General features: G+C 52.1%; 24 protein-coding genes. 12 read left to right on the forward strand and 12 right to left on the reverse strand.

What is annotated here, in order from left to right; all coding sequences use genetic code 11:
* Window positions 1-40 precede the first annotated feature (40 nt).
* The 5 genes from BOW52_RS13070 (at window position 41) to BOW52_RS13090 (ending at window position 3,613) form a co-directional block, all read left to right on the forward strand.
* Complete coding sequence (locus BOW52_RS13070) at window positions 41-391, forward strand: hemerythrin domain-containing protein (protein WP_330359767.1); 351 nt, start codon at window positions 41-43, stop codon at window positions 389-391.
* A 46-nt stretch (window positions 392-437) separates the two neighbouring features.
* Window positions 438-983 carry a hypothetical protein gene (locus BOW52_RS13075; protein ID WP_172840347.1) on the forward strand — a complete coding sequence of 182 codons (546 nt, stop codon included), beginning with the start codon at window positions 438-440 and terminating at the stop codon, window positions 981-983.
* 18 nt (window positions 984-1,001) lie between these two features.
* The gene (locus tag BOW52_RS13080; protein ID WP_078484530.1) at window positions 1,002-1,505 is read left to right on the forward strand and encodes a TlpA disulfide reductase family protein; all 504 of its coding nucleotides are present in this window, start codon (window positions 1,002-1,004) and stop codon (window positions 1,503-1,505) included.
* A 5-nt stretch (window positions 1,506-1,510) separates the two neighbouring features.
* Window positions 1,511-2,356, forward strand: coding sequence for a hypothetical protein (locus tag BOW52_RS13085; protein ID WP_078484531.1), 846 nt, complete (start codon window positions 1,511-1,513; stop codon window positions 2,354-2,356).
* Between the two features lie 93 nt (window positions 2,357-2,449).
* The gene (locus tag BOW52_RS13090; RefSeq protein ID WP_078484532.1) at window positions 2,450-3,613 is read left to right on the forward strand and encodes a GGDEF domain-containing protein; all 1,164 of its coding nucleotides are present in this window, start codon (window positions 2,450-2,452) and stop codon (window positions 3,611-3,613) included.
* Here the strand turns inward: BOW52_RS13090 and BOW52_RS17770 are convergent.
* From BOW52_RS17770 to BOW52_RS13105, 4 genes are all read right to left on the reverse strand, one after another.
* Window positions 3,610-3,744 (reverse strand): hypothetical protein, encoded by a 135-nt coding sequence (locus tag BOW52_RS17770; RefSeq protein WP_269087660.1) that lies wholly within the window; start codon window positions 3,742-3,744, stop codon window positions 3,610-3,612. The genes BOW52_RS13090 and BOW52_RS17770 overlap by 4 nt on opposite strands.
* 15 nt (window positions 3,745-3,759) lie before the next feature.
* Window positions 3,760-4,164 (reverse strand): hypothetical protein, encoded by a 405-nt coding sequence (locus BOW52_RS13095; RefSeq protein ID WP_078484533.1) that lies wholly within the window; start codon window positions 4,162-4,164, stop codon window positions 3,760-3,762.
* 93 nt (window positions 4,165-4,257) lie between these two features.
* A complete protein-coding gene (locus BOW52_RS13100) occupies window positions 4,258-4,596 on the reverse strand; it encodes a DsrE/DsrF/DrsH-like family protein (RefSeq protein WP_078484534.1) in 339 nt (112 codons plus the stop codon).
* Window positions 4,593-4,781: a hypothetical protein gene (locus tag BOW52_RS13105; RefSeq protein WP_135622391.1), complete on the reverse strand. Its 189-nt coding sequence runs from the start codon at window positions 4,779-4,781 to the stop codon at window positions 4,593-4,595. The genes BOW52_RS13100 and BOW52_RS13105 overlap by 4 nt, the downstream gene beginning before the upstream one ends.
* Window positions 4,782-4,999: 218 nt before the next feature.
* Between BOW52_RS13105 and BOW52_RS13110 the strand changes: the two genes are divergently transcribed.
* Window positions 5,000-5,410, forward strand: coding sequence for a MarR family winged helix-turn-helix transcriptional regulator (locus BOW52_RS13110; protein ID WP_078484536.1), 411 nt, complete (start codon window positions 5,000-5,002; stop codon window positions 5,408-5,410).
* 91 nt (window positions 5,411-5,501) lie between these two features.
* On the opposite strand, the gene BOW52_RS13115 is transcribed toward BOW52_RS13110, so the two are convergent.
* On the reverse strand, window positions 5,502-6,269 hold the full coding sequence (locus BOW52_RS13115; protein ID WP_078484537.1) for a 2OG-Fe(II) oxygenase: 768 nt from the start codon (window positions 6,267-6,269) through the stop codon (window positions 5,502-5,504).
* 196 nt (window positions 6,270-6,465) lie between these two features.
* Here BOW52_RS13115 and BOW52_RS13120 point away from each other — a divergent pair, with 196 nt between their 5' ends.
* Window positions 6,466-7,209: a glycosyltransferase family protein gene (locus BOW52_RS13120; RefSeq protein WP_078484538.1), complete on the forward strand. Its 744-nt coding sequence runs from the start codon at window positions 6,466-6,468 to the stop codon at window positions 7,207-7,209.
* Window positions 7,210-7,223: 14 nt separating this feature from the next.
* Here BOW52_RS13120 and BOW52_RS13125 read toward each other — a convergent pair whose 3' ends face one another.
* The 6 genes from BOW52_RS13125 to BOW52_RS13150 form a co-directional block, all read right to left on the reverse strand.
* Window positions 7,224-7,988 (reverse strand): glycosyltransferase family 29 protein, encoded by a 765-nt coding sequence (locus BOW52_RS13125; RefSeq protein ID WP_135622392.1) that lies wholly within the window; start codon window positions 7,986-7,988, stop codon window positions 7,224-7,226.
* Between the two features lie 108 nt (window positions 7,989-8,096).
* Window positions 8,097-8,285: a hypothetical protein gene (locus BOW52_RS13130; RefSeq protein ID WP_078484540.1), complete on the reverse strand. Its 189-nt coding sequence runs from the start codon at window positions 8,283-8,285 to the stop codon at window positions 8,097-8,099.
* On the reverse strand, window positions 8,266-9,639 hold the full coding sequence (locus BOW52_RS13135) for a DUF1501 domain-containing protein (RefSeq protein WP_172840348.1): 1,374 nt from the start codon (window positions 9,637-9,639) through the stop codon (window positions 8,266-8,268). Before BOW52_RS13135 ends, BOW52_RS13130 begins: the two co-directional genes overlap by 20 nt.
* Window positions 9,640-9,657: 18 nt before the next feature.
* Window positions 9,658-11,586, reverse strand: coding sequence for a DUF1800 domain-containing protein (locus tag BOW52_RS13140; protein ID WP_078484542.1), 1,929 nt, complete (start codon window positions 11,584-11,586; stop codon window positions 9,658-9,660).
* 96 nt (window positions 11,587-11,682) lie between these two features.
* Window positions 11,683-12,360 (reverse strand): START domain-containing protein, encoded by a 678-nt coding sequence (locus BOW52_RS13145; protein WP_078484543.1) that lies wholly within the window; start codon window positions 12,358-12,360, stop codon window positions 11,683-11,685.
* Window positions 12,339-13,496, reverse strand: coding sequence for a glycosyltransferase (locus BOW52_RS13150; RefSeq protein ID WP_078484544.1), 1,158 nt, complete (start codon window positions 13,494-13,496; stop codon window positions 12,339-12,341). The genes BOW52_RS13145 and BOW52_RS13150 overlap by 22 nt, the downstream gene beginning before the upstream one ends.
* Window positions 13,497-13,558: 62 nt before the next feature.
* Between BOW52_RS13150 and BOW52_RS13155 the strand changes: the two genes are divergently transcribed.
* Both BOW52_RS13155 and BOW52_RS13160 read left to right on the forward strand, forming a co-directional pair.
* Window positions 13,559-15,808, forward strand: coding sequence for an adenylate/guanylate cyclase domain-containing protein (locus BOW52_RS13155; protein ID WP_135622395.1), 2,250 nt, complete (start codon window positions 13,559-13,561; stop codon window positions 15,806-15,808).
* A gap of 223 nt (window positions 15,809-16,031) precedes the next feature.
* Window positions 16,032-16,787 (forward strand): hypothetical protein, encoded by a 756-nt coding sequence (locus tag BOW52_RS13160; RefSeq protein WP_078484546.1) that lies wholly within the window; start codon window positions 16,032-16,034, stop codon window positions 16,785-16,787.
* A gap of 294 nt (window positions 16,788-17,081) precedes the next feature.
* Here the strand turns inward: BOW52_RS13160 and BOW52_RS13165 are convergent, their stop codons facing one another.
* A complete protein-coding gene (locus BOW52_RS13165; protein ID WP_236725741.1) occupies window positions 17,082-17,789 on the reverse strand; it encodes a methyltransferase domain-containing protein in 708 nt (235 codons plus the stop codon).
* Window positions 17,790-17,957: 168 nt separating this feature from the next.
* Between BOW52_RS13165 and BOW52_RS13170 the strand changes: the two genes are divergently transcribed.
* The 3 genes from BOW52_RS13170 to BOW52_RS13185 all read left to right on the forward strand — a co-directional run bounded on the left by BOW52_RS13170 (window position 17,958) and on the right by BOW52_RS13185 (window position 20,383).
* Window positions 17,958-18,497 carry a class I SAM-dependent methyltransferase gene (locus tag BOW52_RS13170; RefSeq protein ID WP_078484548.1) on the forward strand — a complete coding sequence of 180 codons (540 nt, stop codon included), beginning with the start codon at window positions 17,958-17,960 and terminating at the stop codon, window positions 18,495-18,497.
* 492 nt (window positions 18,498-18,989) lie between these two features.
* Window positions 18,990-19,277, forward strand: a complete 288-nt coding sequence (locus BOW52_RS17915) for an NAD(P)-dependent oxidoreductase (protein ID WP_135622403.1) — start codon at window positions 18,990-18,992, stop codon at window positions 19,275-19,277.
* Window positions 19,278-19,606: 329 nt separating this feature from the next.
* Window positions 19,607-20,383, forward strand: coding sequence for a class I SAM-dependent methyltransferase (locus BOW52_RS13185; RefSeq protein ID WP_236725742.1), 777 nt, complete (start codon window positions 19,607-19,609; stop codon window positions 20,381-20,383).
* The last annotated feature ends 96 nt before the right edge of the window (window positions 20,384-20,479 follow it).

Here is a 20,479-nt window from a genome sequence, read left to right on the forward strand (position 1 = left end):
GGCGCCGCAGGCATAAACGGTCGCGTGAAGTTTTTGCTGTTTGCTTGGGCTTGGATGCCCAAAACAAACTCTCGCAAAAATAGCGACTCCCCTACAGTGTTCCCTGCTGCTCAATGAGTTGATGGAGGTTGCGAAGGAGCACTTCCGCAATGAAGAGGCCTACCTTGCCAAGGTGAAATATCCAGATTTGGCTGAGCACGCGATATACCATAACGAGATGTTGCTCAAAGCGTTTCAGGTAAAACAGATCTGCGAAGGGTTTGAAGAGGCGCATGACGTCAATGCATGCTTCGATGAGCTGGTGAAATTTCTGATCGATGATGTACTGATGGGTGATCTCAAGTTCAAGTCCTATCTGGAGTATGAGGGCTATATAAATAGGTACCATTAGTCGTTAGAGTTATCGGATGGTAAGCACCCCATCAAAATCTACCGCGTTGCTACTGGCACTATTCTCAACCGCACTCTCCGCTGAGGTCACGACCTCTGTCGAGAAGGATACAGGCCTCCGTGGCTGGACATGGCAGGAGTCAGGCGTCTCGTTACAGCTGGTGCAACGCCTCCCCGATCAGACACGCGCCTTCTTTCAGGGGCGTGGTTTCTCCACTGAAGATGCCGATACCATAGGGCGAGCCTGTGTCTTTCAGACAATTTTCCGCAACGATGGTAAGCAACTGCTCGACTATGATGTCGATCAGTGGCAGGTCGTACAGGGTGGAAAATCGCGTTCGGTGGTGACGCGAGAGCAGTGGGACATACTCTGGAAGCAGCGGGGTGCAACGCAGGCGGCACGCATCGCCATGCGCTGGTCGCTATTACCGACGCAGCAGCAGTTCAAACCGGGTGACTACAACTGGGGTATGAGCAGCTACGGTCTGCCGCCGGGAGCGCACTTCGACCTCTCTGTTGAGGTCATGCTTGATGGTCAACGGGTGAGTGCCACCATCAACGATATCGAGTGTGCGGTGGATCGCGCGCTTTAAAAACACCTGGAGTAATTGATGCGAAAAATTATCATTTCACTACTGCTGCTATTGAGTGTCGGAGCTGCCTCTGCCGAGATGGGCAACGGCCTGACGGCCTTTCCCAACAAACCCGTGGCCTCCAATTTTCTGCTCAACGATCTCGATGGTAATCAACATCGTCTCTCCGACTATCGTGGCCGGGTGGTAGTGATCAACTTCTGGGCAACCTGGTGTCCGCCCTGTCGTGAAGAGATGCCGTCGATGCAGCGTGCTTCAGAAATCTTGAAGGCCGATAACATCGAGCTTCTAGCGATCAATGTGGGTGAGGATGAGGAGACGGTGTTCCAGTTCACCGCCAACTATCCGGTTGAGTTCCCACTGCTGCTCGATACCGATTCCAAGGTGATCGGTGGCTGGCCGGTGCGCGGTCTGCCGACCACCTTTGTGGTCGATCCCAAGGGGCGGGTTGCCTATCAGGCCATTGGTGGTCGCGCCTGGGATGATCCCGAACTACTGGCGAAGATTCGAGCACTGAAATAGTCGTCGTGGAGGGTGTGCCATGCAGCCGCAGAGTTGAGGATGAGAGTAAGCAGGGTCATCGCCGCGATCTGATTCGTAGTCTGCTATTGGGTGCGCTGCTGGCAGTGATGTTGTTGCTCAATCTTGGCGGTGCGCTCGATAAGGGCGATCTGACTGAGTATGTCGAGACCACCTCGGAGCGCACACTCGCCTCCTTTGCCATCGCTCGGGTGATCAATGCCGGTATCTCGGTGATCCAGGCGGCTGAGATCGGTGTCTCTATTGGTGTCAGCGCCAACATCAAACCGGGCGAGGTGCTCGACCCGATTAACGATCTGGTCGAACGCTTCTCGCTGATGATGCTGATCTCAGCGACCGCCTTCTGGATCCTGCGTATCTTCGGTGAACTCCTCTACGATCCGGCGTTACTGATCTCCCTGGGCGTACTCTATGTTGTGGGGCTGGCGGCGCTGATCTCCGGCGCAAGCTCACTGCAAAGGGTCGGCAACCTGCTCCATCGCATGACCGCCATTATCTTTGCTGCGGTTATCTTTGCAGTGCTCACACCGATCGCAGTCGATCAGCTCCACAGTGCGGAGTTTGTACAGAGTAACTATCAAGACTCACTCGCCAATCTCATCCAGGCGGGTGATGGCATCGAATCGTTAGCCGGGCACTCTAGCGGCTGGGATATCGGCAAGCGCCTGGAGGAGTCGCTACAGGAGGCGAAGAAGATATCAGAGCAGGTGACCAAGGAGCTGGTTATACAGCTGGCGGTGGTTGTATTGGAGGCGATTTTGCTGCCACTGATGATGCTCTGGCTGACCAGTCGCTTTATCGGTTATGAGCTGCGACGCATCTGGATGGCGTGACCGTTGGTGGTAACCCTTCGAGGTGACTGAATATTTGTCTGTTGGTGCCATACTTAAGGGATGGCCTATTGAGGCGTTTAGACAGGTAACGAAATGCACAATCCGATTACCAGGGCGCTAGCTAGCGTCTGGAATGAGATAGGGACACTGTTTGCCGAGGGAGGGCTATCGAAACAACAACTGATTCCACTGCTCTATACGAGGAGTCACGGCCACTATCTGGCACGGCATCGCTCCGCGGTCATTAACCGGCGGGTTCGACTCTTCGCGGTTCTCTTTGCACTACTCTTCATCCCCTGGATCGGGGTCGATTACCAGATGCTGCCGTCACCGCTGGCGGCTGATATCGCCGTGTTGCGCCTGGTCTCGACAGTGATCTTCCTGGCGGTAGGTTTATCGGTGACAGCAGAGAATCGCTGGAACCATGCGGGTATTCGCCTGGTTGTCCTGATGGCGGTACCACTGATTTTCTATCTACTGGTACAACGTCTCTCATCCAATGTCGTAGTCGATGGTTACGGTACGGTACTGATCGAGATCTACAACCTGCTCCCCTTCCTGGTGGTGGCGGGTCTGGCGATCTTTCCACTCACCATATCCGAATCGATGAGCATTGGAATCATTAGTCTGGTGGTGATGGGAGTGGGGCAGCAGATTTCAGATAACCACCATCTACACGCCTTTCTACCGGCGGCGTGGATACTCTTTCTGCTGCTCTGTGTCTGCGTGATGTCTGCGGCGACCCAGCTCAACTACATGACCTCACTGATGCGCCGGGTCAACATTGATCCGCTCACCGGTGCCTTCACTCGTCAGAGTGGTCAGGAGTTGATTGATCTCTACTTTCTACTGGCCATGGAGCAGCAGCGCCCCTTCACCATCATGTTTCTCGATCTTGATCACTTCAAACAGATCAATGATAACTGCGGGCATGATGCGGGTGATGCGGCGCTTAAGTCTGCGGTGGAGAACTTGAAGCACCATCTGCGCCGGGATGACTATGTGGTGCGCTGGGGTGGTGAGGAATTTCTGCTGATTATGCTCGATACCGACCGAGAGAGTATGCAGTTGCCGCTGCAGCGCATCTGTAGTGGTTGGCTGGGTGAGCGTCCGGATGGCACACCCCTCACAGCAAGTATCGGTATCGCAGAGCGAATACGTGATGGGATCGAGGACTGGGTCGGACTGGTCGAGCTGGCAGATACGCGTATGTATCGAGCCAAGCAGGAGGGGCGTGCCCGGGTCGTCGATCATTAGTCTTCGTCCTCCTCCAGGTCGTTCATGCAGACATCGCACATTGTGTGTGTGATCGGTGTAATTGCAGCTTCGGAGAAAAGCCCCATATGGGCGATGGCATCCTCGACCTCCAGCCATTGTTCCTTGCCCACATCGACCTTTTTGCACTAGCTGCACATCCTGAGGAAGTTGTCGTCATGGTCGGCCGTGGCGTTGGCTGTCTCGATTGGTTCACGCACCTCTGTTCGAACAATGTGGCAGCGATACTCTACGGCTCGATTGTCGAGTGGTGTGATTTTCATCTCCATATAGCGCCGTAGTGTCGGCGCATCGCAACGGAAGGGGAAGCTCAGCGGAGTGTTATTGGTTCGAACCCGCTTTAGTAGCGTCTCGTGAATGTGCCGTGTCTCGGCATCCTGAATGAAGTCCCAGATCGGGCGGTTGAAGATCAGCTGGTCGGAGAGGTGTGGTGATTCGTTATCGGCAGCAAAGCTGCTCCAATGATCGTCAAAACCGCATAGGTGGTCGTCTGCGTCGATCCGATAGGTCACGGTATCGGCCGTTGTGTTCATTACTTACTCCCGGTTGTCGTGCGTGGGGTGCGGATTCAATCATCCGCACCCCAGAGAGTAGTACGATATTTGTACTCTGCCAGAACGTGGCGGTTAAGAGATGAAATAGGCGGTTCTGGCATTAAGCGCCGTGCCGTACATCGCCGCCACGCCGCACACCTCAATAGGTACCACCCACTCGTCGTCATCGAAGCCCATTAGCCCCAGTGAAGGGGCGCAGATCTGGAATACGATGCCCGACTCCTTGGCGATCTCGATCTGCTCTTCGAGTGAGGACATCTCGCCCTTCATCATGTAGTTGAAAAACTTGCGACCAAAACCACCGAAAGACATCTGAGAAGGCGCCAGGTCTCGGCTGCTGCCGGGCAGCATCATGTTGATCAGTTTGTGGGTGAATTTTTTACCCTTCAGTTTTGTTCCCTTTTTGATCACGCGGCAGCGCCGTTGGCCATCATGAAGGCAGCCATCGCCTTGTCGAAATCACCCGAGAGCAGAATGATCGATACCTTGTCCTGCGGGGTGCGTAGTTTGACCTCTTCAAGCTCGGACCTGAGCGAGGCGATCTCTTCAGCCAGGTTGCCGCCGGGCAGGGTTTGTAGTTCGGCTACTGTGCTCATAATTAACTCCTTGTTCTCTTTTATGGGCGATTCGATGTCGGTAAAAAAGATGGATCGGATCGCAGTGGTGAGTCGTCTGAAATCGCGATTGCACTCGATAAAACGTTGCTCTACAGTCAATCGCTATATTCAGAATTTATTAAATAGTCCGGCCATAAAAAGAACAAATCAGAATATTTTGTTAGTTAAGCTAACAAACAAGAACAAAAAGGAGTGGCATGTCGGAACTAAACGTTGTTGGATTGGTTAAGGCGGTGCAGCAGTTTGAGCGCAACGTCTCAACGGCATTGATGTACTCCGGTCTGCGTATCCCGCAGTTTCGACTGCTCGATAGTCTCGACGAAATCGGGGAAGCAACGGTCACCGAGATGAGCAAACGACTCGGCATCACTCGCGCATCGGCCAGTGTGATGATCAATGAGTTAATCCGCAGCGGTCTGCTGGTGGTCAATGAGAATGAATCGGATCGTCGCTCCTTTCAAATTCACATCAGCGAGCATGGCAGAAGCAAATTAAATGTGGGTAGAAAGGATTTGTCGGTGCTACGTAAGGAGCTATCATCCTCACTACCCGATGAGATGGTCGAAGCGTTAAATGAGTTTGCCGGATACTACCAACCCAAGCGGTAATAGCTCGTGGTGTCGAATCAATTAGATGAAGTCGAGCTAGCGGCGGGATGTGTCAGGCAGGTCGTTGAAGAGAATATTCAAATGCTACTGATTAAGTGAAATAGCCCGCTAGCCTGCGGCGGACTCTTTTTAGTAATGAGTGAAGTTTTTTCTTTGTCGTTTCTATCACTACGGTAAAGAGACGTCGATAGGCGCCCTCAGGGCAATCTAGTCGTCTCACGCCATGCCACCCATCACGGCAGTTTTTAAATAGAAAACTCTTGTTGTTGAGCATCTCAACCGCTTGAACAGCGCCGAAATCTTCAAACTCCGGATTGTTCTCCATGATCTTTTTGTCAGACAGCAGCAGCGTCTCTCCGCCCCACTCCCGCTGCCACTCTTTGTCACTATTGAAGTAGAAGAGGTGGGTTGCCAGCTTGCTGTGCATATCGCAGTGGGGAGAGACTTCTGAACCGTTTTCACCGACGTGCCATGCATAGCGGATCTTGAAGCTACTGGTGCCCAGAAGCCTTGCGATGAATGATCGATAATGCTCACCCTGTTCCAACTCTTCGATAAATTGCTGCCACACGGTGGGTAGCGCAGAGTGCTCAATTAAGCCAGTCACTCCACTCTGACGATCGTGGTAGATCGTACGCTCATATGAGAGATAGAGGCGGTTGTGGGGGCGTTGACCCCCTCGGGGGATATCCTGATGGCGCTCGAAGTGATCCAGCGGTGGGAAATCATGCATCAATTCGGTGAACTTCTGCGGTGTGAGCAGGCCACTGAAGCTGTGCCAGGGAAAAGGAGTCACAGCATTGAACTGCGTGGTACCCAATTCATCTAGTTGCTGGTGATCGATGCACGCTTTATTCATCAATAGAGTCTATTTAAAAAGTCTGTAAGCCATTATGATACCATGCCATAAATGATGATGAGCAATAGCTAAAAAAGACAACATGAACGCTGTTTAACTCCTATTAACGAAGGCTATAACACTCATTTTTCAGACACAGTAGTAGTGTTCGTCCTATAATGTCGGTCTGTTAATCAGCAGGTGTGTGTCGTCTGTCATGTTGTTCAATACGCTGGATTCCGCGCTGGACGCCGAGCGCGCAGTCTTCATAGGTTATGATCCAAAGGAGGATGCTGCAGCGAAGATGTGTGCAGCTTCCATCCGACGTCATACTACTGTTGATGACTTAATCATCATCCCTGTCATCAGGGATCAGCTGCTGGCCTATGGCCTCTTCAATCGCCCGCTCGACCCGCTGGGCAGTACCCAGTTCTCGATCACCCGTTTTCTGGTGCCCTATCTGATGGGGTATCGCGGCGTGGGTATTTTTTTCGATTGCGACATGTTGATTACCCGGGATATCAAAGAGATGTTTGATCTGTTTGATGCACAGTATGCGGTGCAGGTTGTAAAACATGACTACAGCCCAAAGACAGAGGTGAAGATGGGCGGTCTACCGCAGACGACCTATCCAAGAAAACAGTGGAGCTCAGTGGTTATCTATAATTGTGATCATCCTGCTACAAAGCAACTTGGAAAACAGGTTGTGGAGTCTGCTTCGCCACGTTATCTACACCGTTTCGAGTGGCTTGAAGATGAACAGATTGGTAGCTTGCCTCTTGAATACAACTATCTGGTTGAGGAGCAGGAGGGCAGCGGTGAATTACCGTTTAATATTCACCATACGTTGGGCGCACCACTTTTTCGTGACAAGCAACGGGTCGAATACGCAGATCTCTGGCGCGATGAGTTCAGATTGACCTTCGGACGCGAGTTTGCCGAACATGATTTCATCACCTAGCTAATCGGCATGGATTAGCGGTTCTTACGGCGGTTCGCTTTTAATAACCTGATTTGGTGTGAGACGAGTGAGCGAAGGTTTTTATACTGTAGCCACTCTATCCAATCGAACCGACGCCTCATCTCAGGTACACGCTGTAGCGTGCCCTTCTGAATATGGCCATTGCAAATCTGTTTCTCGATATCAAAGGCGTGTCCATGCCAGCCCTCAAAATCGAAGCCGATGATGAATTTTTCATAGTTGGCAAATCGGTCGTCGTGAAGCAGCTGTTCGATGCCGAGCAGGCCAGTGCTTGGCACTACTCTGGATGGAGTGGCGTTGTTTAGTCTGTTGTAAATCTCATAGCGTAATTCTGGTGATAAATAGGAGATCTGTTTATCGTTCCACGCCTGAAAATCGATGATGCGTTGTGTCAGCGTAATATCATTGTCTCTGTTTACGGCGGATGGCTCGGTTGAAGGCGGTGTATGGTAGTCATCACCCTCACGCATGACGAAGAGAATCTCTTCAACCTGTTGCGCTAGTGGATGGTCAACTTTTCGTGAAGTAGCGTATCGCTCACCCACTGATCCGATGTTGCAGACAACCAGCAGGTCGGTACGCGTGCCGACACCAGGGGTGTCGGCATTTTTTACGTTATTAAACCGCACCACCAGATCAGATGAATCGATGAACCTGTTGGTATAGGAGGGAGAGTAGGGCGATCCGAAGGGGCCGCAGGGAAAGAGAGGTGCGCTACCGACGATCATTAGGCGTGGCTTACTACGCTCTACGGACACGTTGCTGGCTCCTCGTTATTACGGTTGTTGGATTTGAGAATTATACCCTGCGCTTAACTCTCATCTCGGCACGACGAGGCCACACGTGACGATAGGTGCAGATTAGCTTTAGATAAAGTTGAGATAGCTGGTGGAAATGTCGCCGGAGGCGAAGTTGCCCAGGTTGGGGAAGAGGGTGCTCATATCCTCACTCTCCACGCCAAACCAGTTCGCCAGTGAAGCGTTGCACTGATCGACAGCGGTGGTGGGAATGAATCGACCGTTGTTGTCGTAGTCATCATCGCCACCCAGACGCATATCGACCTGCGAACCGTAGACCCCACTGTTGACCGCACCCCCCCACTATCAGGTTGTCGGTGCCCCAGGCGTGGTCGGTACCGTCACCGTTGTTACTCATGGTGCGACCAAAGTCGGATTGGGTGAAGAGGGTCACCTCGTTGCCCATGCCGAGTGAATCGATCGCACGTTGAAACTTCCACAGCGAGAGGCTCAGCTGGCGTAGCAGGCGTGGGTGGCGTTCCAGCTGTACTGAGTGGTTATCGAAACCGCCCATGCTGACGACAAAGATCTGCCGGTTGAGTCCGAGCCGTTTACCCAGTGATGCCATCTTGGCCACGCTCTCCAGCTGGTAGAAGAGTGAGCTGCTGATATTGGCGGTGAAGCCGAGGGTGGTGCTGTCGGGCCGACCGAAGAGTGCCTCACCGTAGGGGCCGGTGAGTCCGGCGAAGTCAGGCGTGTTGGGCCACTCGGTGATCAGCAGGTCAGACATTGAGAGCGCACCGGTCAGCATGTTGTTGTAGAGCCCGCGCAGCGGATCGCTGCCAGCGTTCTGCCCATTCATTCCCCGGAACAGCGCCTTGCGCTGAAGATCTTCACTACTGCTGCCATCTTCCATGCCCGCATAGGTAAGAATGTCGCCGGCGTTGAGATTGACCGGGGTGGAGGTATCGCCGATCAGCATACGATTGCTGCCGGCATAAGAGATGTTCATGCCGAGCGTATGGTTGTTGTTTACCCCACCACGCCCGATTCCCCACAGATCGGCAAGGCGGCCCGCCCAGCCAGCCGCCGAGAGATTGTCGGCCCAGCCGGTCTGAAGGGCGCGTTGCTGGTGATTGTGGGCGAAGAGAAAGGGTGGGCGATCGATCGAACCGATATTCGCCTTTGTGGTTGGCTCGACCAGTGTGCCGACGTTGTTGATTACTGCCAGCCGGTTATCGCTATAGAGCTGTGCCAGCTCCGGCATCACACCATTGAAGCCGAGACCGGTGGTGCCGAGCGGATAGACCCCCTTTACATAGGCGCTCTGCTGGGTGCCATCGACGTAGTAGGGGTTGCCGCTACCGGAGCCGAGCAGACCGCCTGCAAAGTTGGTGGCGAGATCGAGATCGTCGGCTGCGACGGTGAGGTTGCCGCGAATGTCGCCGTAGGTCTGGTGGCCTTGACCGATCGCCGTAGAGCCCGACTCATCGCCAATCGGCACCACCATGTTAAAGGCGTCGTTACCGCCAAACAGGTAGAGACAGACCAGCGCCTTGTAGTCGTCAAAGGCGGGAGTGGCAGCGTTGGCGTTGGAGAGGTTGAGCAGCGGCGCGCCGATGCCGCCCATGCCGCTGGCGAGCAGGGCGCGCAGGAAACTTCGTCTATCCATCTTGCTCATGGTCGGTTCCTATTTCTGAATCATGAAGGCGCTGGAGGTGACGATGGCGCGGATCGCCACGGTGATAATCAGCCGCGCTTCGTCATTGTTGCTGCCGTCATTAAAGTTGATCAGTGCCGTTCTCAGTTCACTGCGATAGCCGCTCTCCATCTGACCGGCGAGCAGCATCAGATCGAGATGGTCGAGCAGCGCGTCGATGGCGCGTGCCTTGGCGGTGTCGCCGTTGCCATCGACCGCCGCGTCGTTGATGGCGAGGTAGTCGCCGTTGCTGTCGCCATCCAGTGCCAGCTCGAAGATCGTCAGCTCATCGCTCAGGTCGGTCAGGTAGAGTTCACCCCACCAGAGATTGGCGTTACCGGCGAGCGCATCAAGGGTGGTCCAGCTCTGGATCTCGTTGCTCTCATGGTCGTGCAGAGCATCATCAATGGCGTTACTGAAGCTGATCAGGTTCGGCGGGGTCTGGATCTCCAGCTCCGGGGCGACCAGTCCGTTGCTGGTGAAATAGCTGTCGCTGGGGATGAAGTCGGGGCTGTAGAAGTTGAACACCGAGCGCGAGCGCAGCGGCATCTGTCCCAGCTCGGTGTCGTTGAACCAGTAGACGCCGGTGACATCGAAGTTGGGCTGTACGCCGTTCTCGTCGTATCCCGACCACCCATCAAGTGGTGAGATATCGAGCAGGCGCAGCATCGCAGAGAAGGCGAGTACCGGTTCGCGCGGTTTGCCGAAGCTCGGTTGTGAGATGTAGCTGGCGCTGCGCGCCTCATCATCCATCAGGATTGCCTTTACCACCGCGCCGAGATCACCCTTCACACCGCTGCCGTTGTCGTTGAACACCGCCGCCACTCGGCCGATGTAGGCGCTGGAGGGGTTGGAGGTAACCAGTCGCTGGATCAACTGACGGCTGATAAAGGGGGCAACGTTGGCGTGAGCGAAGATGATGTCGAGCGCTGCGTCGAGGTCGTCACTACCACTCAGATTGGCAGGAATGGTCTCTCCGAGCACGGTCTTGGCAGAGTACTCGTGGTAGGCGTCGGTAAACTCCATCGGCAGGGTGTAGTCGCCGCTGTTGGCACTGTTACGGCCGTAATAACTGTTGAGTTGCAGATCCCAGCCGGTCATCACCTTAGCCAGCTCGACGATATCCTCCTGACTGTAGGTGGGGATGAGATTGCCACTGCTCAGGCGAGGCGTGCCGTCGACGTTAAGCTCATAGAGGCCGATGGTGAAGAGCTGCATCAGCTCGCGGGCGAAGTTCTCATCGGGACGGGTCTGGGTGGCGGGGTTCTCCTTCTCGTTGCCCTGGTGCGAGAGGTAGATACCCATCGTTGCGCTGCGCGAGACCGCTCCCATCAAGTCGCGGAAGTTGCCGAAGGCGTGTTCTGCAAGGATATCGTAGTAGTTGGCGAGGCTCTCGGCGCGGTCATCAAGCGGCATCTCGGCGGTGGAGACGACAAAGATCTGGCTCAGCGCATAGGCGACGCGCTGGCGCAGCTGATCATCCCCCTTGAGTGAGTGCTCCCACCAGGCGGCGAGCTGGTAGTACTCCATCAGCCAGTGGCCGTCGCTGTTAAAGATGTCGGGATCGTCGTACCAGTCGTGGTCCTGCTGCACCATCTGTGCGATCTCGATGGTGCGCTCCAGATGGCTCTTGGTGGTGATGGCGTTGGGGGTGGCGATCGCACCGGTCACGGTGTCGCTATAGGGGGAGGTCATCGCGATCTGTGCATCGATCCACCCCTCAATGCCGTAATCGATCACCTCATCGACCGCCTCTTCAGTAGCACCGAAGGAAGACTGGCTGAGAAAACGCACTGCCGCGGCTTCGCTGACGCTATCGGTCGCAATAGTTTGATTTTGTGAGCCGCCAGGCGGTGCCTCACCAAAGCAGCCGTTGAGGGCAGGCAGCAGAGCAAGCAGCAGAAGTGGGCTGAGTTTCATGGCATCGACATATTATTGTGGGTGCGAAAAACGCGATTCGTAACATTTTATAGCGGCACGCCGTTATAAAACTGAGATGAGGCTCACAAACGGCGGTTATTGTGGCTGTTCGCCCGGCTCACGAATGAAGGGGAGTTCGCGGTCGAAGTACTCGTTCTCACGATTGAAGAAGCGGTGCAGGTTGTTAAGCGTGTAGTAGGGCTGGTCTGAGGCGAGGTTGTTGGTCAGCCAGGTCGGGATCTCTCCACCCGGCTCGCTATGGACGCGGAAATTGACCTCGATCTTGCCATCGCCAACTGGGATCAGGGTCCAGGTCGAGTCGACATAGGGGACGCGCACTACACCGTCGATTTGAGAAATATAGTCGGGTGCCGCATAGGATTGAATCGTGACGATCAGCGTTTCGCTATCCTGCGAGGCCTGTGTGTTAACGATCGCGTCGCGGTCATCGACCGGCCAGGGGGCGCCGCTGTAGGTGTAGTTGTGCACCTCGGTCGGACTGATGATATCGATCTGGCGACTATCGTCGACGGTGTTGACCCAGCGCACATGGCTATTACCGTCGAGAATCAGTGCGACCAGCGCCGAGAGGCGTACCTTGATGAAGGTCTGTGCCAGCGACTCGTTATATTTCGAGTCGGCCACGTCGCGTGAATAGACCGATATCTGCTCACCCTCGCGGATCAGGCTCCAGGAGTTGTCGGGCTCGCCAGCGACTGCCACCAGCGGCGAAAGCAGCAGTGCGATCAGTGTTAGTAGTGCCGACCTTTCCATTCCCGTTTGCCTGTTTTTTGCCTGAGATAGGCGTTGATGATTATGGCGCCGTGCAGCGCTAGCCCAAAGGGTAGCGCAAGCAGATAGATAACGGGAATCCGCAGTGCATGCAGTGCCAGGGTGAAGATCAAAAGCAGCGAGGCGAGGGTGACTATCGACAGCGTAAGTGTGGCGTTCTGCAGCATCGATGCAGTCTCTGGTGTGGCGCAGTAGGTGGCAATTGGTAGTAGCGTACCGAGGGAGAGAAGGAGCGAGCGGAGTGCGTCGCTCATGCAGCGTCCAGTCGAGGTAGCGTGCATGATCTCGATCGCATTTTTAGAGAAGCCGCGCCATATCGCCCCTAGCGAACGGTACATGCGCGTCTCGATCTGCTGATCGCCAAACAGGGTGTAGCCACCGATGTGCGCTGCCTTGATGGCACGGGCAAAGGCGAGGTCATCGCTGGTCTCACCGCGAATCGCCTCGTGGCCGCCGATCTGTTGGTAGGCGCTACGGCTGAAGAGCAGGAACTGGCCGTTGGCAAGGGCATAGCTGTCGTCTGGATCGTTGACCCGGTCGAAGTCGATAGCGGTGGCGAAGCCGAGAAAGACGCCGGGGAGGGCGATACGCTCCTGAAAGGAGATCACCTGTTGAAACGGAATCACAGAGAGAAATTCACGAGCATTGCTGAGTGCGTAGGCGAGCGCGTCACGTGCCGCGGTCGGTTTGAGATAGGTGTCGGCATCGACAAACAGCAGCCACTCACCGCTGGCGGCGGCCACCCCCTGCCAGCAGGCGTGTGATTTGCCCATCCATCCCTCGGGCAGCGGATCGGCGCTGATCAGCTGGATGCGGCTATCGCGTTGGGCAAACTCACTGACTATCGCCGCCGTGGCGTCGCCGGAGTTGTCGTCGACCACGATTACCTCCAACGCGCCTTCTGGGTATTCAAGCTGCGTGATACATTGTAGGCATTCACCAATATTGTTCGCCTCGTCGCGGGCCGGAATAATCAGCGAGAGCTTCGGTAGCACGCTATCTGCTGAAGCGTCGGGAAGCTGCTGGCGATAGCGATAGGTCTTACCGATGGTGGCAAGGAAGAACAGAGCGAGCGCGGCCCAGATGAGGTTAAGCGTTAATAACAACAGATCGGACATCTTGTTAACCGAATGATTGGTCCCTTTTATTATTGTGCCGTGATGGCCAAAACGGAGGCGTGGTGCAGCTCTTCTATCTGACACCCTTCTCGCTCAGCGTGCTCAACGTTGCGATTATGCTGACGTTGCTGACCGCCTATCTCTGGCGCATCCCCGGTAAGCTTCCCGCCACCCGGCAACTGCTCACCTTCCTCAGCGGCGTCAATGTAGTCTTCGTCGCCTTCTTCTACATCTTCTCGTCGCTCGATCTGGACGGGGTGAGAATAGCATGGTGGGCACTGCACTTTGTCGTCTTCTTTATCCTCTTCCTGATCCAGTTCGCCTACCACTACCCGAAGCTCCATTTCCCGAAAGAGGCGCGGCGCGTCTTCATCGTCTCGCTGATCGTCTCGGTGCTGGTCTATCTCTTCTACCTCTACCACACCACCCTGCTCGAGCCGATCTACGATCCGAGCGGCGGGCTCTTCGTCTATCTCGGCACCCACGAGATCAGCGTGCTGGTCGGCCTCGAGCTGCTCTGGGCGATGAGCCTCTTCGTGCGCCAGATTCGCGCGCTACGCAGAGAGGGAGAGGGTGATGCACTGCAACGTGAGAGCCATATCGCGGCGATACGCAAGATCTTCCTCATCCTGCTCTCACCGATCGTGCTGGTGGCGCTGATCATCCTCGCCTACCTTGATCTTGCCAGCTGGGAGATCGTCGGCCACCTGCTTGGCACCGGGCTGATGATCTTCGTGCTGCTCTTCACCGTCGTCTACCTCAACAACGCACTCGAACCCTCCTCACTGCAGATCAAAATGGTCGGCCTGTCGCTTGGCGCGATTTTGGTGGTGCTCGGCTTCTCCTCGGCGATCACCATGAACCTGCACAAGGAGAGCTATCTTTCGCTAAAGAAGGTCGAGATCGAGCGTAGCGGCAGTGAGATCGTCGCAAGCCGATTCGAGGCGCTGCCGGAGGAGATCAGCTTCATCGCCCGCGAGGGTGAGTTGATCTACCAGGCGAGCGGCTTCGATGCCGAGTTGAGCGGTGAGTCGGGGGCGTGGGAGGGAGCGTGGCGGTTCCGCAAACTCGAGCCGCTTGAACCACAGAGCTACTTCATCACCCGCAGCCTCACACTCGATGGAGCCAGCTATGAGGTTGGTTATAGCTATCACGGCTACCGGGCCCATCTGCATGAGATGGCCGAGCAGCTGCTCTATATCGTCATCGGCGCGGTGCTCTTCGCCGTGATCGCCTTCCCGCTCTTCTTCCGCGTCAGTCTCTTCATCCCGTTGCAGCGGCTGCTGGGCGGTGTCGACCGGATGGAGCAGGGGAGTCTCGATGTCGACCTGCCGGTTGGCGTGCACGATGAGATCGGCGTGCTGACCAAGTCGTTTAACACCATGGTCGGTTCGGTGCGGGAGGGGCGAGAACAGCTACGCGCGGCCTACGACCAGCAGATCGATCTCACCGATGCCTACAGCCGCTTCGTGCCGAAGGAGATCATCACCACTCTCAACAAACAGAGCATCCTCGAGCTGGGGCTGGGAGATAACATCAAGCAGGAGATGACAGTCCTCTTCAGCGACATCCGCTCCTTCACCACCATCTCCGAGTCGATGAGCCCGGAGCAGATCTTCCGCTTCATCAACCGCTACCTCGAAGAGGTCGGCCCGATCGTGCGCAAGCACGGCGGTTACATCGACAAGTACATCGGCGATGCAGTAATGGCGCTCTTCCCCGGCGGCCCCGACGATGCACTCGCCACCGCCATCGAGATGCAGAGCCAGGTGCGTGATTTCAACCAGCGCCGCGCCGAGAGCGAGGAGGGCTATGTCGAGGTGCGAATCGGCGTCGGCATCCACACCGGCGAGCTGATGCTCGGCACCATCGGTGAGCACCAGCGCATGGAGGGAACCGTCATCTCCGATGCAGTCAACCTCGCCTCCCGTATCGAGGGACTCACCAAGGCCTACAACGCCCCGATCCTTATCTCCAACGCCACCTATACCAAGCTTGCCTCGCCCGCCCAGTTCAACATCCGTCACCTCGACCGCGTCAAGGTGAAGGGCAAGACCGAGTGGGTTGAGATCGTCGAGGTGCTCGACGGTGAAGAGGAGATTAGAAGAGCCCACAAACTCGCCAATCGGGATGAGTTTGATAAAGCGGTCGAGACGTTTCAGGCGCGCCGTTTCAAAGAGGCGTTGGAGCAGTTCAACACACTCAAACAACGAGACGAGATTGACGTCGCGGTCGATGTCTACATCGAACGCTGCCAGCAGTTCATCGAACAGGGAATCCCCGAGAACTGGGATGGGGCGATACAGCTCTGATTTTGAATAAGTAATAAAACTCGTTAGAGTGTAGAAACAACAGGGAAATAGCCAGAGGGAAATTGGATGAAAAAGACACAGCTCTGTGCGTTCAAACAACAAATTCCTCAAATTGATGAGAACTATTTGCGGCATAACGCATTATTTGTGCCGTCCACATAATGTAATTATGAGAGCCAGCTACATAATCAACTGTTAGCACTCATTACATAACTGAGACTCCATGTTCACGAAAGAAGAAGTTAAAGAGTTTGTAATAAAATACGGGAAAAAGTGGCTGTTCCCAAATTTCTACAACAAAGTGACTTGGTATGTTTTAACCTTGGGCGCAGGGGTAATACTCATACCTACACCATTCAAGTTGGTGGTTTGCAACTGGATTATTGGGTCCTTTAATCTCAACTCAGGAAAAACTCTAACCTTATCTGAAATGGGGTCTAGCACAGCAGATTATTGGCTTGGCTTTGCCCTTGTTATTTCAGCGTTATTACATAACGTATTTTCGAAATGGTTGCTTCATCAGAACGACATTCAAGACAGGGTTAAGGCAGAGAAAGTAAGCGCAGTGGATGAAGCGCTATTTAAAGAATTTCTAGAAATATTCCCTTCTGGTTCTAGGTCGGCTTATCTCCTAGAAACTCATGATTTCGGAAATTCCTTTAGCCTCGAATCCTTGAAGGATATTGATAAGTTCGTTGATGAATGGAGCTGCCCAGAGAAAAATATTATAAACCCAGAACTAGAGGCTATTCGCAAAGAACTATGGAATAAGTGCCATGAATTTAGTTGGTTGATAGCAAAGAAATCCGCACCAACACATGGAGGTTTTCAAAGCGTCGTTCCAGATCGAGTCCGAGATGATTGGGATTGGCCCGAGTGGGTTGATAACGATGTAAAAGCAGTCAATGAGATGGCTTCTGAGGTCTTTTCATTGCATCAAGATTTTATCAAATCAATGCGCGAGTCCTTAAAGTGCTAACAAGCGCGTCAATTAGGACGCTCGCAAGCTCGCACCAAAAGGGTCAGGATCCATTGAAATGAAGTGTTCTACAATTAGATCAACTATCTGGTACGTACCAATCGAGCCTGACCCTTTTGGTTCCATAGCCGCCCAACTTTCTCCAAAAGGGGATAAAGCGAAGAAGCAGGCTATTTTCTATAAAGAATCTTTTTTAGAATGGTCATAAGCAATGATTTGATTGGTTTATTGAAATGAAGTTGATCTTCTTGTGTGCTCTCACGCTGACCGCTATGGATAGCGAAGCGAAGGCGGTTAGTCCGCGATAGTCGACGCCGTCTGCCTATTCGTAGTTGAGAGCGCGAGCGAACGACGAAGAATTGGGCTTGGATGCCCAAAACAAGCTTCCGCAAAAATAGCGACTCCCCGGTAGTTTATAAAATCACTATTTTCGTGTGTTTTTCCATTTGTAAAAGATGTTATTTGATTGAGTATTCTATGAGGATGGTTTGCTATAAAGTTATCATTTTTTAAAAATACCGCTACAAAATCATTCCAATATTCACGTTCTTGTTTACCTACAAACGACTCGATCAATATAGTTGAATAGCCGCTTTTTCTTCCCCAATTCTCTAACGCTTTTCCGCTGTCGGGATAAAATCGCCAGCAGTCAACTGGGTATCTATGAAAGTCGCCATTCGACGGTGCATTGATGTAAAGGAGTCCATTGGGTTTTAGTATTCGAAGCATTTCATTGAATAATAACCAAAAGAATTCAGAATGTTCTAATACAGATGAAGTAACGACAAAATCAACCGATTCATCTTCTAGAGGAATAGAATACGGATCAGTTAATAGAATATCTACACCATTGCCTTCAACAAAGTCGATACCAGTGTATTTAAAGTATTTTGGGGCTACAGAGCGCAACGATCCGTTTACATCTTGCGATCCAATTTCAACGATATGTTTAGTGTCTTTTTGATTACAATATGTTTCAAAAAACAATCTTCCGTGTTCCATGGCCGTGTAATGCATAAAAATATTACCTTTCAGCTTGTGGTGCTTTAGTTAGCTCACAAGTCTATCTGTAAAGAGACCCAGTTGTCTTCTCGAGTAAACCGTGTCGGAGAGCAAATATTTCAAATATTAGAGTATGATGCTCTCTGACGCGGTTGATTTTCTCGATAGATGGTTACTCTAGAATTAATAATACTTGTTTGCCTCCTTCTGGCGATCATCTCGATTGTTTGGAATACGCTGATAACGGGTATTTCTCCCATGATGAGTTCAGGCAAGGCCTGCCAAGCCATGCTTGCTTCAATTGACGGGACTGTAAAAGGACCATTAATCGACCTGGGTTCTGGTTGGGGAACGCTCGTTATCGCTCTTGCCCGTAAGTATCCCCGTCAACAGGTGATAGGTTATGAGCTGTCATTGATACCCTGGTTGGTCTCAATGATTTGGAAATATGGCTTACAACTGAACAACCTTACGCTCTATCGCAAAGACTTCATGAAGGCAGACCTCAGCGGTGCATCACTGCTATGCTGCTATCTTTTTCCTGAAGGCATGCTCTCTCTCGAAGAGAAACTAAAAGGCGAACTCTCAAACGAGATTCGAATCGTGAGTAACACATTTGCTTTGTCTTCGTTTCAACCTATAAAAGTCACCAAACTTAACGACATCTACCAATCTCCGATCTACCTCTATCACTGGGTACCCAGGTGATCTTTGACAGAGACAAAGATCATTGAGTCTTGTCGAGGTTGTAATAAAAAAGGAATTAACTATGAAAGTATTAGTTGTCGGTGCAAGTGGCGCTACCGGAGGACATGTTGTTGATCAGTTGCTTAGTCAAGGTATCGAGGTGAATGCGATAGTTCGTTCGTTCGATAGATGCGTTGCCTGACAAACCAAGCCTAAATAAAATTCAGGCTTCTGTTCATGGCCTGACTAAATTAGAAATGGCTGAATATTTAAAAGACTGTGATGCCGCTGTCTCGTGTCTTGGTCATAACCTTACGTTTAAAGGCATGTTTGGAAAGCCGCGTTTGCTTGTGACAGATACAGTTGAGTGTATATGTCAGGCTATTAAGTCTAATAAGTCGGGGAGCCCCGTTAAAGTTGTACTTATGAACACTACTGGGAACAGTAATAGGGATATACCTGAGATACCCCCCATTAAGTCAGCGTATCGTTATCGCGATATTAAGAGTCTTGTTGCCTCCGCATGCAGACAATGAAAAGGCAGCAGATTATTTGCGTACGCGAATCGGTCAGAATGATGGCGACATTGAATGGGCGGCTGTTCGCCCCGATGCATTGATCGATGAAAACAAGGTTACAGAGTACGACGTGAAGAGATCGCCAATACGAAATGCGATATTCGATTCTGGATCAGCTAGCAGAATTAATGTCGGCCATTTTATGGCAGAACTGGTCATGAACGAAAATAGTTGGTCGAAATGGAAGGGGCAAATGCCTGTCATTTATAATCAGGCACAATAAGGATGTTAGGGGGCAGTGTAAAAACTCGAAATGTATTGATCGTCTCGCAAGTGTTGGGCGGTGAGTTTTTACACTGCCCCCAAATGTGAATGCTGCCAAGATCTTTCTTATCTCCATATCTCTGTCCTGCATGGTTTTGAAGCGGAATGACCTGTACCAAACTGCTCTGCTGTGTTTCTCAATAGTGCCTTCATCTGATTAAGGGGTGAGGGTGTTTGATGATTTACCGGTTCGTAGAGGTCTTGTTTATAATAATTGATAATAATGATATCTGACCATATGCCATTCACGGTTATATCTATGTTTCTACTGAACAAGGAGTTAATGCAGTGATTTTCTTCAGAAAGAATAGAATAAAATCTAAAAAACAATGCCTATGCAAACAAGCCCCAGATAACGCTCATTATTATAAGTCTGCTATTGACAAAACACGGTTAGAAAATCGCAAGCGACCACTTCGTACAGAAATAATAAACTTCCTGCTATCCCTGTCAGAAGATGATACCAACTATTTGGAGATCGGGGTTAGGAACCCTGATGACAACTTTAATCATATTGTTGCGAGCAATAAATACAGTGTCGATCCAGGTTTAGAATTCGAAAATAACCCTGTGGATTATAAGACAACTAGTGATGAGTTTTTTAAGTCGCTATCTGAAAACAAAATACTTACGCCAGAAACAAGGTTTGATGTTGTTTTTATTGACGGGTTACACCTGGCGGAGCAGGTTGATAGAGATATTACCAACGCTTTTAACTATATCAAAGACAATGGTTTTGTTGTTCTTCATGACTGTAACCCACCAACTGAATGGCACGCCAGAGAAGAATATCGGTACTACAATTCTCCCGCGTGCGAGACATGGAATGGTACGACATGGAAGGCCTTCATGAAATGGCGTTTTAACCCCGATATATATTCGTGCTGCATTGATACTGATTGGGGTGTGGGTATTCTGACTCGCTGTTATCCAATAGGTACGAGCATAAACGAGACGAATTCATTTTTTGAATACAGTGAAATGGATAAGAACAGAAAGCATTATTTAAACTTGATCAAATTTGATGAGCTGAAGTGTTTGTTATCATCAAAGGGGGCAACGTGAACCTCCCCCAGTTTAACGGGTACTTTTAATAAGCGACAATGTCGCAATAGGAGTATCCAAATGACTAGAAAACGCAAGCCATATAAGACCTACACC

This window comes from Solemya pervernicosa gill symbiont, assembly GCF_002020875.1.
Lineage (GTDB): Bacteria > Pseudomonadota > Gammaproteobacteria.